General features: G+C 70.2%; 10 protein-coding genes. 4 read left to right on the plus strand and 6 right to left on the minus strand.

What is annotated here, in order from left to right:
• The first annotated feature begins 88 nt into the window (after positions 1-88).
• Positions 89-736 carry a DUF7019 family protein gene (locus SACCYDRAFT_RS17010; RefSeq protein WP_005458056.1) on the plus strand — a complete coding sequence of 216 codons (648 nt, stop codon included), beginning with the start codon at positions 89-91 and terminating at the stop codon, positions 734-736.
• Positions 737-750: 14 nt separating this feature from the next.
• Entirely contained in the window at positions 751-1,464 is a 714-nt protein-coding gene (locus SACCYDRAFT_RS17015) for a hypothetical protein (protein ID WP_005458058.1), read from the plus strand.
• Between the two features lie 3 nt (positions 1,465-1,467).
• On the opposite strand, the gene SACCYDRAFT_RS17020 is transcribed toward SACCYDRAFT_RS17015, so the two are convergent.
• The 4 genes from SACCYDRAFT_RS17020 to SACCYDRAFT_RS17035 form a co-directional block, all read right to left on the minus strand.
• Positions 1,468-2,658, minus strand: coding sequence for a protein kinase domain-containing protein (locus SACCYDRAFT_RS17020; RefSeq protein WP_005458060.1), 1,191 nt, complete (start codon positions 2,656-2,658; stop codon positions 1,468-1,470).
• The gene (locus SACCYDRAFT_RS17025; protein ID WP_005458062.1) at positions 2,655-6,152 is read right to left on the minus strand and encodes a serine/threonine-protein kinase; all 3,498 of its coding nucleotides are present in this window, start codon (positions 6,150-6,152) and stop codon (positions 2,655-2,657) included. Before SACCYDRAFT_RS17025 ends, SACCYDRAFT_RS17020 begins: the two co-directional genes overlap by 4 nt.
• 120 nt (positions 6,153-6,272) lie before the next feature.
• Entirely contained in the window at positions 6,273-7,505 is a 1,233-nt protein-coding gene (locus SACCYDRAFT_RS17030; RefSeq protein WP_005458064.1) for a cytochrome P450 family protein, read from the minus strand.
• A gap of 31 nt (positions 7,506-7,536) precedes the next feature.
• A complete protein-coding gene (locus tag SACCYDRAFT_RS17035) occupies positions 7,537-8,568 on the minus strand; it encodes a methyltransferase (RefSeq protein WP_005458067.1) in 1,032 nt (343 codons plus the stop codon).
• Positions 8,569-9,268: 700 nt separating this feature from the next.
• Here SACCYDRAFT_RS17035 and SACCYDRAFT_RS17040 point away from each other — a divergent pair.
• Positions 9,269-11,029, plus strand: a complete 1,761-nt coding sequence (locus SACCYDRAFT_RS17040; protein WP_052309126.1) for a BTAD domain-containing putative transcriptional regulator — start codon at positions 9,269-9,271, stop codon at positions 11,027-11,029.
• Between the two features lie 68 nt (positions 11,030-11,097).
• Here the strand turns inward: SACCYDRAFT_RS17040 and SACCYDRAFT_RS17045 are convergent, their stop codons facing one another.
• Both SACCYDRAFT_RS17045 and SACCYDRAFT_RS17050 read right to left on the minus strand, forming a co-directional pair.
• Complete coding sequence (locus SACCYDRAFT_RS17045; RefSeq protein WP_005458069.1) at positions 11,098-12,081, minus strand: aldo/keto reductase; 984 nt, start codon at positions 12,079-12,081, stop codon at positions 11,098-11,100.
• Positions 12,081-12,821, minus strand: a complete 741-nt coding sequence (locus SACCYDRAFT_RS17050) for a 2OG-Fe dioxygenase family protein (RefSeq protein WP_005458070.1) — start codon at positions 12,819-12,821, stop codon at positions 12,081-12,083. The genes SACCYDRAFT_RS17045 and SACCYDRAFT_RS17050 overlap by 1 nt, the downstream gene beginning before the upstream one ends.
• A gap of 356 nt (positions 12,822-13,177) precedes the next feature.
• On the opposite strand from SACCYDRAFT_RS17050, the gene SACCYDRAFT_RS17055 reads away from it, so the two are divergent.
• A complete protein-coding gene (locus SACCYDRAFT_RS17055) occupies positions 13,178-17,134 on the plus strand; it encodes a non-ribosomal peptide synthetase (protein ID WP_005458073.1) in 3,957 nt (1,318 codons plus the stop codon).
• Positions 17,135-17,156: the final 22 nt, after the last annotated feature.

Below are 17,156 nucleotides of genomic sequence, written 5' to 3' on the forward strand. Positions count from 1 at the left end.
GTGCCCGACCACCGTTGCACGGCACGGGCGCATCCGATATGACTTGACGAACGCAGTGACCACCGGACAGCTGGGGCGAGGAGGGCCGGTGTCGTTCCGCTACTACCTCTACGTCAGCGACAGCAAGGTGGACATGTTGCTCGCGCAGATCGAACCGGGGTTCACACGCAAACGCACCGCGGAGATCAGTCTCGGGATGTCCGTCGCCGGTGCCAAGCGGACCGTCGAGGCGGCCGGGCCCGGCCGGATCGCCCGGCTGGAACGGGTTGTTCGGCATCTGCACGAGCACGGTGACGTCGGTACCGTCGACGAGCCCGGCCAGTTCTTCTGGGGCCTGCTGCCCATGCAGTGGGGGTTGGTAGGCGAATCGGCCGGCTCCGCGACCGTGTACTTCGGGGGCCGGGACGAGCGCACGCTCGTCGGTCTGGGCGGTTCCGCCGGACACGTGCTCGGAACACAGCAGGCGACACCGTCCGAGTTCCTGTCTCCCTCCTGGTTGCCGGCACTGCTGCACGCGTTGCACGATCCGGAAGGCGACGAACAGGGGCAGGACGACGACCGAGCCGCCCTGTCCACCGTGCACCGCGCCCACAGCCGCCTGCGGGGTCCCGCCCAGAACGTCGAGTTCGTCGCCAAGCGACTGCTCCACGGCCCGAGCCCGTATCCGGAGCTCGACGGCCGCGACGACATGCGGGTCCTGCTGGGAAGTCCGCTCTACGTCGCGTTGGTCGACTGACACCGGAGGCACTCGTGCGGACAAGGCCGCTGGCCTCGATACTCGAGGCCACGTGCGACGCGATCCTCGACCTGACGCTCTTCCCCCTGGCCCTCGAAGCCGACAGCAACGGCGCGTACGTCCTGGGCGTGATGGGTGAGGACGCACTGCGCACCCGTAGCCGCGGCCCCTACACGCCGGACAACCTGCCGCCGGAGGTGGTCTCGACCATCCGGTTCGCCGCTCTGCGGTGGTCGGTCAAGCCGGAGCGGCCCGAGTTCACGGTCGAAGGCGGGGGACGGTGGCCTCGGCTGCTGATGGTGCTCCCGCACAGCAAGGTGTCGATCCGGTTCGTCGTGCCCGAGGACGCGCCACCGATCCCCGAACCCGCACCTCACAACGCCGGGCCGGGCGGCGACATCCGTCTGGCGCTCGAGTTCGTGGTGCGGACGCTCGACGCCACCCGGATGCGGACGGGGAAGGAACCGCCCCTGTCGCTGCGGTTGAGTTTTCCCGAGGACCCCGACTACGACTCGAAGGTCGCGAGTGTGCCCGACGACTGGGCGGACCTCCTCCTGCCCGCCATCCCGACGATTCAGCTCGACCGGCGCCGGTGCAGCCGCAGGCAGCGGAAAGCCCACGACGACGCCGTCCGCACGGTCGCGTACACCGATCAGACGATCGACCCCCTGGGCCGGCACGGTTTCACCACGTGGCTCGGGTCCGCGCGCGTGCAGGACCCCCACTGACGGTCACACCGCGCGAAGGGCGGAGGCGAACTCCTCGGCGCGGGTGATCCGGTGAGCGGGCCGGTCGACGAGTGCCTCGTCGAGCACGTCGGCGAGCCGGGTGCCGAGCGACGGCAGCCTTCGGCGCACCGGCACCACGGGTTCGCGCAGTCCGACGGCCACCGGGTCGGACCCGGCCGGGAAATCGCGGGGCGTGGCGCCCGTGAGCATCCAGTACAGGCACGCGGCGGCCGCCCACACGTCCACCTCCGGACCGGCGTCCCGGTACCCGAGGAGCTGCGTACGCGGCGTGAACGGAACACTCCCGCCGAACGCACCGGTCCGCGTGTGCCCCGAGAGCCCGGCGTACTCGAACGACTTGGCGAGGCCGAAGTCGCCCAGCTTCACCACACCACCGTCCTGATCGGACAACAGGATGTTGTGGGGCTTGACGTCGCGGTGCACCAGTCCCCGAGCCGACGAGACACCACGCTCACCGAGAGCGGGCACCGGCGCGTCGTGCGCGTACGCGAGCGCGTCGAGCACCTGCAGTGTGATCGGCAGCGCGTCACCGACCGGCAACCGGCCTCCCCGGCGGACGACCAACCGGTCGAGACCGCCGCCACGGCAGTACTCGCAGGCGAAGCAGAACTCGTCGTCGGTGAGCACACCGCTGTGGAACGCGACGACGTGAGGGTGTCGCAGTGCTCGGAGAGTCTCGTACTCCCGCAGGAACGCGAACCGTGCGGAGTCGTCCGCGGCCGGATGCGTCGGCATGCGCTTGACGGCCACGTACTCTCCCGTGCCGCGATGCCGGGCGAGATGCACGATGCCCTGAGCCCCTCGCCCGATCTCTCGGACCAGGTCGTATCCGGCGAACGTCTCGGGCAACGGTGCCCGGAACGGACCCGGAACAGTCAACCGTAGGACGAGGTCTCGGACACCGCCGAGGGACAGCTCGTCCCCGTCACCGAGCAGCCGGTCAGCCAGCGGGTCCACCCGTCGACCTCCCACGAACGTCCCGTTCCTGCTGCCGAGGTCCCTCACCCACACCATGGGCGGGTCGGTCTCCAGCAGGCAGTGCCGCCGGGACACCCGACGGTGCGGAACGCGGATGTCACAGTCCTCACCCCGCCCCACCAGGCAGCGTGCGGGTTCCGGGTAGTGGTACTCGTGCGTGGCGCCGCGATCGTGCACGGACACCGTCACGGTCATGCGTCCGCCTCGAACTCGTAGTCCCAGTCGAGTTCCCAGAGCCGTAGGACCCGCCCGAGATCGGCGGACAACAGGCGTCGGTCGTCCTCGGTGAAGCGCAGCCAGGCCACGTCGTCGAGGTGTCCTTCGAGCACGTGCACGCGCTGCCCCGTCCGCACGTTCCACACCTCGATCGTCTCCTTGACCGCCGCGACGACGTACCGGCCGTTGCTGTTGAGGGCGATGGCGTCTCCCGTGAGGGCCAGCGTGGTCTCCGTGTCGTCCAGCACGAACGTCCGTTCCCCGACGGGGAGTCTCCGCAGGATCCGCCCGGTGGCCGTGTCCCAGACCACCAGCTCACGGAGTGCTCCACAGGTGGCGGCCGTAGTGCCGTCCGCGCTCACCGCGAAGGCGTCGTACCGCCACGACTCCACGGAGAACACTTCGCGGCCGGTACGGAGGTTCCACGCGGCCAGACCCGCTTTTCCGGAGACGAGGAGCATGCGGCCTTCGGCACTGAACCGCAGAATGCCCGGCGGGTACGCGGCGGGCAGATCGAGTAGCTTCCGCCCCGTGGCCCGGTCCCACAACCGCGCCACCCCGTCCTCCGTGCCCTGGGTGGCCAGAAACCGGCCGTCGGGGCTCAACGCCACCGAATGCACCGGGCAGTCGTGGGCGAGCACGGTCCGACGATGATAATCCCGGCGAAACTCCCACACGCACACCGCTCCGCTCTCGTGGCCGACCACGGCGTACTCCTCGTTCGTCGCGAGCGACCGCGCGCGACTGGCATCCCCGAGCAGTAGCTTGCGGGTGCCTTCGGCGAGGTCCCACAGGAAGGCGCCACCACCGTAGTCGGCCGTGGCGACGTACCGGGCGTCCTCGGTCATCTCGATCGTGTGGACATGTCCGGGGCAGGCTTCGCGGAACACGCCAAGACACTCGCCCATGGCGAGCTCCCACACCCTCAGTTTTCCGTCCGCACCACCGGTCACGGCGATTTCACCGTCGCCGCTGAGGGCAGCGCTGAACCGTGGGGTGAACAACCACGTGCCGGTGAGGTTCCATCGGTGCCAGACCGAGAGCAGATCGGTCCTCGTACCGTGCTCCCCGACCACGGCCGACAGGTGGCGCAGGTCGGGGTGCCCGTCGAAGCCGGGCACCGAACGCGCTTGTCGTAGGACTTCGGCCGCTGCCGCGGGCTGCCGTCGTTCCAGGAGGGTGGCGGCCCGGTCGAGCAGTCCGCGGAAGTCCTGTTCCCGCCGCTTGAGTTCGTCGATGCCGGTCGGGCGGGCGTAGCTCCACGGTGCCCGGTAGTCCCGCTCGGGAAGCCGCAACACCCGCATTCGCTGATCCTGCTTTGGCAGCACGACGACGACGTGAGCGTCGGCGTCAACGGCAACGGCTTCGCAGGAGATCAACAGCTCGTCGGGAGCGATGTCGATCGACCGCAGGCATCGTCCGGAGACGGTCTCCCAGATCCGGAGCGTCCTGGCCGCCGAGACGACGACGGTGCCGTCCCGGCTCAGCGCGAGCAGCTGGTGGGACGGGATCGTGTTGGGAACTTCGGAGACGACGTGGCCCGTGTGTACGTCCCACACCCGGAGCGGGCCCTGCCAGTAGACCAGCAACGCTCGGCTGCCGTCCCGGCTCAGCACCACCCGGTCGATCCCGGTCAGCTCTCCGCTCCGGCGACGCACGAGGCACGGACCAGACCGACCGGTGGCCACGTCCCACGTGAACAGGTGGTGGTCCACCGATTCGCCTGCCGCGACCACCACGATGGTTCCCCCGTCGTCCAACACCACTGCCCAGGGCTTCGGCTCGACGGTGACGTCCAGCAGCCGTTCGCCGGTGTGGAGGTCCAGGACGAGGACGGTGCCTTCCCGGGAGGCGACCGCGGCGGTCCGACCGGTGGCGTCCAGCGCGGCGGATCCCACATCCGCCACCTCCAGCCGGAACTGATTCAGCAGGTCGCCGGACACCGTGTCCCACACGGCCACCGTGCCGTCCGCGTGCGCTGTGAGGCCTCGCCGCCCGTCCGCGGTGACGGCGACCGCCGTCACCGCGGAGAAGGAGCCGGGAAGTCGCCGGGTGCCGTGTGTCGCGGACCAGACCGTCACGGCTCCGCCGTCCGTGCCCACGAGTACCACGGCACCCTGCGCGTCCAGCGCGAGTACGCGCGGTCCGCTGGGAGAATCATCGAGCACGAGCGGCGGTGGCACGGGCGCTCGGTGTTCCAGCACTGTCCGCGCCTGTGTGACTTCCGGTTGGTCGGGCGCGTCCGCAAGTGCGTCGCGAGCCGCCGCCTCGTCGCCTCGTTCCAGGTGGACGAAGCCGAGGAGATGGTCGTGGTGCCAGGTATCACCCCGCAACACTCGGGCGCGTTCGAGGTCGGCCACCAGTTCCTCGTCGGTCTTCTCCCCCGTTCTCCACCTACGGAGGCCCCAGTTGTAGACGGTGTGCGGGTTCTGGGGATCGACGTCGGCGGCGCGCCGCCACAGTTCGGCGGCTTCCTCGTCACGTCCCAGGTCGAGCAGGGACAGTGCCTGGTTCGACAGGCTGTCCGCCAGCAGACTCGCCGCGCTCGGCCGGGTTCTCGGGTAAGTCGACCCCGCCACCTCGGCGTAGACCTCCGCGACCACGTCGGCGAGCTCGGTGATACGCGACGGCCGGGACTCCGGTGACGGTGTGAAGCACCTCCACAGGAGCTCGACCACACCCGACGGCATGGGCGGAAGCCGGGGATCGTTCGGCCCGGAGGCGAGGAACTCCTGGAACACCTCGGGCGCGCTCTGTCCGTAGCGGCACGGTGGGCGGCCGACGAACATCTCGAGTACGCACAAGCCCCATGACCACACGTCGGTTGCCGGGGTGAGGTGCAGCGGCTTCCCAGCGGCGGCGTCGGCCTGTTCCGGGGAGCAGTAGGCCGGTGTCAGCCCGCCGTAGCTGGCCAGCACCGCGTCAGGGGGGCGGTCCCGGACGTCCTCGCCCGCGGCGACACGCGCCTTCGCCAAGCCGAAATCGGTGATCTTGGCGGTGCCGTCGACCTCGATCATGATGTTCGCGGGCTTGACGTCCTGGTGGACGACGGCGTGTTCGTGGGCGTGCGCGAGGCCCCACGCCGCCTGCACGGCGATGTCGAGGATGGTGATCACCGACTCCACGGGGTCGTCGGCGTAGAACCGGCCGTCCCGGACCGCGGCCGCGAGGCTGCCACCCCCGACCCACTCCGCGAACACGCACGGGAGCTCGTCGATTCGGCGCACGTAGACACAGCTCACGACGTGCGGGTGCAGGCCCAGCCCGACCCACGTGTTCGCCTCGGCCTCGAAACGGCTCCGCCCCGACGCGGTCGCCATCAGTTGCGGGCGCGGTGTCTTCACGGCGAGATCGACCTGCCAGTTCAGGTGCCGCACCCGGTGGACGAGTCCCATGCCGCCGCTGTGCACCACGTCCAGCACGTCGTAGGTGTCGAGCAGGCGATCACCACGCTGCCAACCGCGAGTTCCCATGCGCACCAAGCATGGTCGTTCCGGCCGTCTCCACAAGACGGCATCCGAGTCCTTCGCGACCCCGGGACCCGTCGGCCCCCCGGGTCAGCGGAATCCACAGTGGATGCCAGGCCCGTCCCTTCAGTCGCCGAACAGGGAGACGGGCAGCTCCTCCAGACCCCGGATCAAGGTGCTGTCGCGCCAGCGGAGTTCCGCCGAGTCGACGGCGAGCGCCAGGTCAGGGAAGCGCCGCACCAGACGGCCGATCGCGATCTGCGCCTCCATCCGGGCGAGAGGCGCGCCGAGGCAGTAGTGGATGCCGTGCCCGAACGCCAGGTGCCCACCGGCGTCACGCCCGGGGTCGAACCGGTCGGGATCGGGAAAACGGTCACCGTCGCGGTTGGCCGAGCCCAACGCCACCACCACGAACTCCCCCTCGGGGATCTCGACGTCACCGATGCGCACCGGTGCGCCGGTGTAGCGGAAGGTCGCCTGGGTGACGGGACTCTCGTAGCGGAGGAACTCCTCCACGGCCGCGGGCACCAGCGACGGATCGTCCCGCAGTGCCGCGAGCTGGTCGGGATGCTGCAGCAGACACAGCACGCCGTTGCCGATGAGGCTCATGGTCGAGTCGTGACCCGCGATCATCAGCAGGAACGCCATCGCGATCAGTTCGGACTCGGTGAGGCTACCGTGGTCGGCGTCGCTGGCCTGGATCAGCTCGGTGAGCAGGTCGTCGCCCGGGTGTCGCCGTTTGCCCGACACCAGTGAGGTGAGGTATTCGGCCAGGGACGCCGAAGCCCGGGTGACGGCGTCGGCGTCACCGTCTCCCATCGCCAGCAAGGTGCCGAACCATCGGCGGAAGTCCTCGCGGTCGTGCTCCGGGATGCCGAGCATCTCGCAGATCACGGTGATCGGCAGCGGGAACGCGAGCGCGTCGAGCAGGTTCACCGTGCGCTGTTCGGCCATCCGGTCGAGCAGTCCGTCGGTGATCTCCTCCACCCTGGGACGCATCCGCTCGATCGCACGCACCGTGAACGCCTTGGCCACCAGGGTGCGCAGCCGGGTGTGCTGCGGAGGATCGCTGTTGAGCATGTGCTCGGCGGTGTCCGCCGCGAACACGGGCCGGTCGTCGCCGAGCGCGCTCATGTGCCGCTCGTAGAGTTCCAACGTCGACTGCGCGTCCTTGCGCAGGTCCGGGTGTGCGAGCGCGACGCGCGCGTCCGCGTAGCGCGTCACCAGCCATGCACGCATTCCCAACGGCATCACCACCTTCCGGACCGGCTCCTGCGCCCGGAGTTCGCGGTAGAGGTCGTACGGGTGCTGGATGAACTCGTCATCCAGCTCGATCTCCGCCGTCCCGATGTCCGGCATGGGTTCTCCCTCCTCGACGAGTTGCTGGGTGTCACACCGGAACGGCTTCGATGATCGACGGCGATCCGGCGGTCGGCGTGACGCCGGTCAACCGGAAGCCCGCGCGGGCGAGCAGGTCCGCGTACTCGGCCTCCGTGCGGTGCCGTCCTCCGAACGCGACCAGCACGTCGAGGTCCACCAGCTTGCCGAAGTGCGGTGAGCCGTCCTCCGGCAGCACCATGTCCATCACGAGCAACGTCGCGTCGGGCCCGGTGGCGGCGCGCACGTTGCCGAGGATGTCGAGCGCCTTGTCCTCGGGCCAGTCGTGGATGATGTGCTTGAGGATGTAGGCGTCCCCGCCGGACGGCACCGAGTCGAAGAAGGAACCGCCTCGCACGGTCGAACGGTCGCCGACACCGGCTTCGGTCAGCACCGACGGCGCACCCGCCACCACCGAGTCGAGGTCGAACAGCACCCCGCGAGCGTTGGGCGTGTTCTGCAGGATCGCGGCGAGTAGCCTGCCCTGACCGCCGCCCACCTCCACGATCGTGCCGAACCGGGAGAAGTCGTAGGCGTCGAGGATCGCCGGGATCTCGATGGCGGAGCTGAACGTCATGGACTCGTTGAACAGTGCGGCGTAGTCGGGATCCTTCGCCAGATAGTCGAACACGGGCATACCGTGCAGCTTCTCGAACGCGGAGTTCCCCGTGGCGACCGAGTACGTCAGCTCACCCCAGTGCTGCCACGTGACGGGGTGCCCGGCGACGAGAACGATGGGACGTACCGAGTCCGGGACGTCGGAGCGCAGCGCCTGGGCCATCGGGGTGAGCCGGAAACGGCGGCCCGGTTCCTCCGCGAAGATCGACCGCGTGGTGAGGGCCCTCAGCAGCCGGTAGGTGGCCTCCGGGTGCGAACCGACCCGCTTCGCGATGTCCTCGGCAGTCGCCGGTCCTTCCGCGAGCACGTCGGCGATCCCGAGCTTCGCGGCAACGTAGACGGCCTGAGCGGTCGCACCGCCGATGACCATGTCGAGCAACCGGGCGTGCTCGTCCGGGGTGGGCGCCGCTGTGGCGTCGGCGGGCATGGCTTCTCCTTGCGTGTCCTCGCGTGCGATGGTCCGTGCCAGGTCGGCACGGCTGTGGGGCCTGCGCCGGACGTCAGGCTAGCCACGGGAGTTGGCGGCTTCCGGACACGCGCTCGCCACCTCACCGACCTCGACACCGCAGGTCAACGCCGTTCCTGCCACCACCGGTTCGGACCGACTACGGAGTTCCCGATTTCCGGGGCCAGGGATCCTGGCCGGGAGCGCTTTCCGACTCGGCGGAGAAATGCACGGTGAATCACACTCGGCGTCGACACCACACTCGGGGACCGACGCGTGAAGTCCTTTTCGGACATTCTTGAGAATTGAACGAACAGACCCGGAACCGAGGGAGGTCGGCAATTCCTGCCCGATTATTCCGGTTCCCCGAGGGTGACACCCTGATTCGACTCAACATTACCCGGTCGAGGTTGAACTGATCAACTATCCTTGCGGGCCCGAAGGAAAACCACGTACAGTGTCGAAGGCGGCCACGCACACTGGGGGGCGCTGGCCGAGCGGTTCAGCCTTTTGGGGGTATTGACAGAACCCAAAGTAATCAGTCATCAAATCCTCAATTTGATCTGAATAATTACCGGGGGGAGTGGTGGAGTGTGTTCGGTGCCGACTGAATTCACCGGAGTAACCATCCTCTACAGGGGGCTCGATGCTAGGTAACGGGGCACATTGGGACTTGGCCCATGTGGTCCAGCAGTTGCGGCGCAACGCAGGGCTCACTCAGAAGGAGATGGCCGAGCGGGCCAACATCAGTCTGGCCGGCCTGCGTGACCTCGAACAGCAGCGAGTGACCCGTCCCCGGGTGAGCACGCTGCGACGGATCGCCGCGGCTCTGGAGCTTTCGCCCAGCGAGGCGAAGGAGCTGGTGCGACTCGGGTCTCAAGGCCCGGTCCTGGCCCACGACCTGCGCCTGCAAGTGCTGGGGCCACTGTCCATCACGGTCGACGGAACACCGGTGAACCTCGGCTCGGAACGGCAGCGGACGATGCTCGCCATCCTCGCCCTCTCCCCCGGTGTGCCCGCGACGATCGACACGCTCGTGGACGCGGCCTGGGGCGGGCAACCCCCACCCACCGCCGTGGACCTGGTGCGCTCGCAGATGTCCCGGCTGCGGCGGCGCATCCAGCCGAAGGGGCGGACGACGCCGGTGCTGGTCGCCATCAACGGCGGCTACGCGCTGCGCGTCGACGACAACCAGCTGGACCTGCTGGCGTTCCGCGGCCTGGTCGCCGACGCCCGGCGCGACCGCAAGGCGGGCCGGCTGGACTCGGCGGTCGGCGCCTACAAGCAGGCGATGGACCTGTGGCGCGGGGAACCGTTGTGGGACCTTCCCGGTCTGCACGAACAGCCCGCGCTGGCCAACCTGCGGCGGGAGCTGGAAACCGCGCTGCTGGAGTACGCCGACACGGCCACCGCCGTGGGCAGGCACGACGAGGTGCTGACCCCGCTGTACCGGTTCACGGAGGCCAATCCGTTGCACGAACCCGGCCACGCACGGCTGATGACCGCGCTCTCCGGAGCCGGTCAACGGGCGGTGGCACTCGAGGTGTTCGAGACCCTGCGCCGTGCGCTGGCGTCCGAACTCGGCGTGGATCCCGGGGTGCTCGTGCGGGAGACCCACCAGGCCATCCTGCTCGGGGAGCCTGCGCCCGCACAGCTCACCGTGGTCCCACCGCAGAGCGCCCCGGTGGCGAACCACCCGGTACCGACCCAACTTCCCGCCGACGTGTACGGCTTCACGGGACGGGCCAGGGAGATCGCGCACCTCGACGCCGTGCTTGCCGACGGTCGGCGGCAACCCACCGTGGTCGTCGCGGCGCTGCTCGGAAGGCCGGGCGTGGGCAAGACCAGCCTCGCGGTGCACTGGGCACACCGGATCGCCCACCAGTTCGGCGACGGCCAGCTCTACGCCGAACTCGGCGGTGCCGACCCGGCCGACGTGCTGCGTGGGTTCCTGCTCTCACTCGGGGTCCCCCCGAGCCAGGTGCCCGAGAGCCTCGCCAACCGCGCCGCTCTGTACCGCAGCCTGCTCACGGGCAAGGAGATGCTGGTCGTGCTCGACAACGCCGTGAACGCCGACCAGGTGCGGTCGCTGCTGCCGGGTTCGCCGGGGTGTGTGGTGCTCGTGACCAGCCGTGATCCGCTGGTGGGACTGGTCACCGCCGAGGGAGCCCGTCCGCTGACCGTCGAGGCGCTGACCGAGGCCGACGCGCTGACTCTCCTGCACCGCAGGCTCGGACCTGCCCGCATGATGGCCGAACCCGACGTGGCAAGGGAGATCGTCGCCCGGTGCGAGGGCCTGCCCGCGGCACTCGCCGCCGTGGCCACCCGCGCCATCACCGACACCCAGTTGCCGCTGGCCATCCTGGCCGAGGAACTGCGCGGCACGGCGTTGCCGGGTACGTGGCAGGGCAAGACACCCTGGCGTGGGCGGAACGTCTCGTGAGACACGGAAAGGGCCGTCACCGGGATCTTCCGGTGACGGCCCTTTCCGGCCCACCACGACGTGTGCGGTCAGGCGCGGGTGGTGCGGTGCACGGCGTAGGAGAACCGCTCACCCGACCACGCCGACCGCGGCACAGTCTCCTCGATCTCCCGCAGGTCGTCGGCCGAGAGGGACACGTCGGCGGCCGAGGCGTTCTCCGCCAGCCGCTCCCGGCTGCGGGTGCCGGGGATGGCGACGACGTCCTCGCCCTGCGCCAGCAACCACGCGAGGGCCAGCTGGCCCGGCGTGACACCCCGCGCGGCCGCGAGTTCCTTGAGCTGCTCCAGCCGCGCGGTGTTGGTGGCCAGGTGCTCGCCGTGGAACCGTTGGTCGGGCAGCCGGTCGTCGTCCTCGCCCAGAGCGTCGACGCTCAGCTTTCCCGTGAGGAAGCCACGACCCAGCGGGCTGAAGCCGACGATGCCGATGCCGAGCTTGCGCGCCAACGGCACCACGTCGTCCTCCAGCTCCCGCCAGAACAGCGACCACTCGTACTGCACGGCGCTGATCGGCGCGGTGCTCGCCGCCCGCTCCAGGTCGTCGGTGCCGCATTCGGACAGGCCGAGGTAGCGCACCTTGCCTTCCTCGACGAGCTCCGCCATCGCGCCGACGCTGTCCTCGACCGGCACCTGGGGGTCGACCCGGTGCAGGTAGTAGAGGTCGATGTGGTCGGTGCCCAGCCGGGCGAGCGACGCCTCGCAGAACCCGCGGATGTTCTCCGGCCGGGCGTTGAGACTCGGCGGGTCGCCACGGTTCTCCCGCCAGATGCCGAACTTCGTGGCCAGCACGACCTCGTCGCGCCGACCCGCGATCGCCCGGCCGACGAGCTCCTCGTTGTGCCCGGCCCCGTAACTCATCGACGTGTCGATCAACGTGACACCGAGGTCTATCGCCCGCCTCACGACCTCGACGGACTCGGTGTCGTCGGCCGGTCCGTAGTCCTGCGACATGCCCATGCAACCCAGGCCGATCGCCGAGACGGACAGGCCGTGACCACCCAGAGCTCGCGTGATCATCACAACCGGCCCGGGAGCGCCGTGTAGTTCACCACGAGCACGTCGCGATGCGCCGGCTTGGTCTTGTCGACGGCCTCGATCGGCGTCACCTGGTGGAAGGTGCGCTGGTCGTCGCCCAAGAGAAGGTCACCGGCCTCGGAGAGGGTGACCGTGCGGAGCAGGTTCTGCTGCTCGTCGTAAGTCGTGCTCTCGCCCCCGGAGATGTTGAGCCGGTCGATGAGCAGCGAGCCGACGAACGTGACGCCGTCGCGGTGGCGGCCCTCCGGCGCGGGCTGCCCGATGTTCTCGCCCGCGATGATGCGCACCGGATGCAGCTTGATGAGCCACCGGCGGGTGTCGTCGACCGTGGTGAAGATGTGGCCGAGCGCGGTCATGAGGTTCCTCAGCAGCGGGTCACCGATGAACTCCTCGGTCAGCGGTTCGTAGACCCGGTCGACCCCGCCGTTGAGCTTGTTGAAGAACTTCTCCTGCCGGTACGGCTCGTGCGGCAACAGCGTCAGCTCGTCGGTGAACGGGTCGAGCTCGAACTGCCCGTAGCGGCGGTAGCGGTAGGTGCCGCCGTCGGCCATGAACGTGTCGAGCTTGAGGTCCTCCCAGTTCTTCGCGAACCGGGCCCAGTCCTCGGCGGTGGCCCCGATGATCGCGGAGAGCTCAGCGGAAGTGACCAGGTGCTCGCCGGTGTTCGACAGGCCGTCGACAACGGCGTGCGCCTCCGTACTGAGTGTGGTGATGCCAGGCATGGCGGTCCTTTCGGCGCTGGTTGAGCCTGACTCCCATGCTCGCCGTGACCACGGACGGCAGGTGGACACGTGCCCGACACGGTGGCCGCGACGATCCCACTGGTAGAACCGGCCCTTACGGCCGAGAGATGGATCGGCTACGGGCGGGCGGCACCCGTCGCCGCCACGGGCGGGGGAGTGGCGGCGACGGTCCGTAGGAAGACCGTAGCGGCCCGCGCGACGTGCGTCCGCACTGTGGCCGACCTGCGCACCGTACCCACTGACACCGGCAACGGTTCGCCCATGTCCCGGCGGGATGCCGGACCACCATGGTGAGTCCACAGTCGAGTCCACATCCACGCGCACGCGGGAGAGCCATGACATCAGGCCAGCTGATCAAGCCGACCATCCCCCGCCGCCGGGTGGCAGGCGGCCCCGCTCCGTTGTCCTTCGCCCAGGAGGGTGTCTGGCTCGCCGATCAGCTCCGCCCCGGAGAGCCCACCTACACGATGCCGATGGCGCTGCGGCTGCGCGGGCACCTGGTGCGTTCGGCGCTCGCCGGGGCGCTCACCGACGTCGTCGCCCGGCACCCGGCGCTGCGGACCACCGTGGTGGCCCCCGAAGGGCAGCCGGTCCAGCTGGTCCACCCCACGGGTGCGCCGGTGCTGACCACGACGGACCTGTCGTCGCTGCCCGCCGCCGAGCGGTACCCGGAGGCACTGCGGCGGGCGGACCAGGAGGCGCGGCGGCCGCTCGACCCGGCCCGGGCGGTGCTGCGAACCAGGCTCTACCGGCTCGATGCCGACGACCACCTGCTGTTCCTCGCCGTGCACCACATCGTGTGGGACGGGTGGTCGATCAGTGTCTTCTACCGGGATCTGTCGGAGTTCTACCGCCGCCGCACCGTGGGAGGTGGGCCGGACCTGCCCGAGCTGCCGATCGAGTACGCGGACTACGCGACATGGCAGCGCGAGCAGCCGGGTCCGGCCTCCCTGGCCGCGGATCTGGAGTACTGGCGGGCGGAGCTGGCAGGCGGGGTGCTGCCCCTGGAGCTCCCCTCGGCGCGTCCGCCCGACCCCACCGACCGCGGTGCGGCCGTGGCCCGGCATCTCGTGCCCGCCGACACGTTGGCGTCGATGTCGGCGCTCGCGCGCGCCGAACGGGTCTCCCCGTTCATGGTGCTGACCACCGCCCTGCACGCGGTGCTCCACCGGCTCACCGGTGTGCCGTCGGTGAACACCTCGTTCGCCTCGGCCAACCGTGACCGCGCGGAGCTGGAGGACCTGATCGGGCTGTTCGTCAACCAGCTCGTGCTGCGCACCGACTGCGCGGACGACCCGACGTTCCGCGATCTCCTGCGGCAGGTCCGCACCAAGACGCTACGGGCGTTCCGGCACGCCGCCCTGCCGTACGAGTCGCTGGTCCGCGACCTCGGTCTCGGCACCGATCCGAACGCCGACCTGCTCGGCCAGGTGCGGCTGGGCTACCAGAACGCCACCGACTCCTCACTGCTGTGGCTGCCGGGGTTGGACACGGAGGTCATCGACCTGCACAGCGGGGCGAGCCGGGAGAAGCTCGACCTGGTCGCCACGGAACAGCCGGAGGGACTCGACCTGGCCGCGGTGTACGCGACCGGCCGGTTCGACGAGCTCTCCGTCACCCGCCTGCTGCACCGGCTGGCACGGACCACCGCGGCGGGCTGCGCGGAACCGGACCTGCCGCTCTCCCGGCTACCGCTGCTGGTGGAGGACGAGGCCGTCGAACTCGTGCGCGCGGGCAGTGCCGAACGGTCCGCCGAGCCGGACGACACCGTGGCCGGCACCGTCCGTGCCCAGATCGCGCGGACTCCCGGCGCGGTGGCACTCGTGGACGGCGAGCGGACCGTGACCTACGCCGAGCTCGGCGAGCGGGTGCGGGCGCTGTCCGCGGTGCTGCACGAGCACGGGGTGCGCCCGGGTGACGCGGTGGCGGTGCACCTGGAACGCTCGGTCGACTTCGTGGTCACCGCACTGGCCCTGTTCGACCGCGCGGCACACTACGTGCCCCTCGATCCGGGCCTGCCGCAGGCAAGGTCGGAGTTCATGCTCGCCGACACCGCTCCCGTGCTGGTGGTCACCGCCGACGCCGACACCGACTTCCCGGTGCCCACACTCGTGCTGGAGCCCGGCTGGCACGACCGCGTCGATCCCCCCGACGTCCCGGCTGCGGAACTCCGCCCCGGTGACTGCGCGTACGTCATGTACACGTCCGGCTCGACCGGGCGGCCGAAAGGGGCGATGGTGCCGCACAGCGGGGTGGTCAACATCGCCCGGCACCACCAGCGGCTCGTCCCGCTCGGTCCGGGCGACCGGGTACTGCACAGCGCGTCCCTCGCCTTCGACCTGTCGGTGGTGCAGCTGTACTGGCCGCTCGCGACCGGTGCCACCGTGGTGATCGCGCCGTCCGAGGCGACCGCCGACGTCCGCGCCCTCACCGCACTGGCGAGGAAGGAACAGGTGACCGTCGTCTCGATGGTGCCGTCGGTGCTCAGCACCTACCTCGCCGCCGATCCACCGCCGCTGCCCGCACTTCGCGTGGTCTTCGCCGCGGGCGAGGCGCTGGGCACGGAGCTCGTCCGCCGGACCCATCGGTACGCGCCGGTTCCGGTGATCAACTGCTACGGTCCCACCGAGGCGACCGTGATCGCCGTGATGTGGGAACTGCGGCCCGAGGACGAACTCCCGGCCACGATCCCGATCGGACGGCCGGTGACCGGCGTCCGGTGTCACGTGCTCGACGCCGAACTGCGCCCGGTGCCCCTGGGCGCGGTGGGCGAGCTGTACCTGGGCGGCGCGGGCGTGTCCGCCGGATCGGGCTACTTCCGGCGGCCGCGCCTGACCGCGGAGCGCTACGTGCCGGACCCCTTCGGCGAGCCGGGAGGACGGCTCTACCGAACCGGCGATCTCGTCCGCCTGTACGGCGACGGCACCCTGTACTACCTGGGCCGTGCGGACCGGCAGCTCAAGCTGAACGGCGTTCGCATGGAGCCGGGCGAGATCCAGGCCGTGCTGGAGGAACACCCCGACGTGGCGGACTCCTACGTGACGGTGCGTGACGAGCGGCTCGTCGCCTACGTCGTCGGTCGCGGCGGCCGGGTGCCCGCCGAAGCGGATCTGCACACCGCCGCCTCGGCGGCCCTGCCGAGGCAGATGGTGCCGTCACGGTTCGTCGTGCTCGACCGGATGCCGTTGACTCCCAACGGCAAACTCGACACCGACGCCCTGCCCGAGCCTGATTCGCGCGCCACGGCCGAGCGGGCCTTCGTGGAGCCGCGAACCCCGACCGAACGTGTGGTGGCCGCCGGGATGGCGGAGGTCCTCGGCCTGGAGCGGGTGGGGGCGACCGACGACTACTTCCTGCTGGGCGGCACCTCGTTGCAGGCGGCGCGGCTCGTGCACGACCTGCGTGAGGAACTGGGTGTGGAGGTGCGGCTGCGGGATCTGTTCACCGCGCCGGTGGTGTCCGACCTCGCGGCACGGCTGGACTCCCTGGGTGCCCACCGGGCCGAACCGGACACGAGCTCGCTGGTGGCGCTGAACGACGGCACGGCGGGCTCGCTACACCTCGTGCATCCGGCTTCGGGCAGCGTGTTCTGCTACACCGACCTCGCCAGAGCCCTCGACGGCACCGTCGCCGTCGCGGCGTTCCAGGCGGTCGGCGTCGAGGAGGACGTCCCGCCGCTCACGTCCATCATGGACATGGCCCGCCACTACGTCGACGCGCTCCGCGCGCACCGGCCGGAGGGCCCGTACCTGCTCGGCGGGTGGTGTGTGGGCGGGCTCGTCGCGCTGGAGATGGCCACGCTGCTCGCGGCGGACGGGGACACCGTGGCGCGGCTGCTGCTCGTGGACACTCACCTGCCGGAGGGCCGACCCAGGGGGTTCACCGACGTCGAACTGACCTACGGGTTCGTCGAGGAGCTGGCGGCGATCGCCGGTGCCGCCGTTCCCCTGTCCGCCGCCGAGGTCGCCACGCTGTCGCCGGACGAGCTCGCCGAAGCGCTGCGGACGGCCGGTCTGCTGCCCGCCGGCACGGGGGCGGCGGCGCTGCTGCAGCGGATCGCGGTCTATCGGGCGAACGTGCGGGCGGTGACCGACTATCTGCGCGTTCCTCCAGTGCCGCGGCGGCTCCCGCACCCCGTGACCGTGTTGCGGGCGGCGGAGTCACCCTCGCTGCTGCCCGCGTGGCGCGCCCGGATCGCCGGTGACGTCGACGAGCGGACGGTGCCCGGCGACCACTACTCGATGCTGCGGGACCCCGCACTGGGCGAGGAGATCCGGCGCCTCACCGACTGACGGACACGAAGGAACGAGGGGC

This window comes from Saccharomonospora cyanea NA-134, from assembly GCF_000244975.1.
GTDB classification, from domain to species: domain Bacteria; phylum Actinomycetota; class Actinomycetes; order Mycobacteriales; family Pseudonocardiaceae; genus Saccharomonospora; species Saccharomonospora cyanea.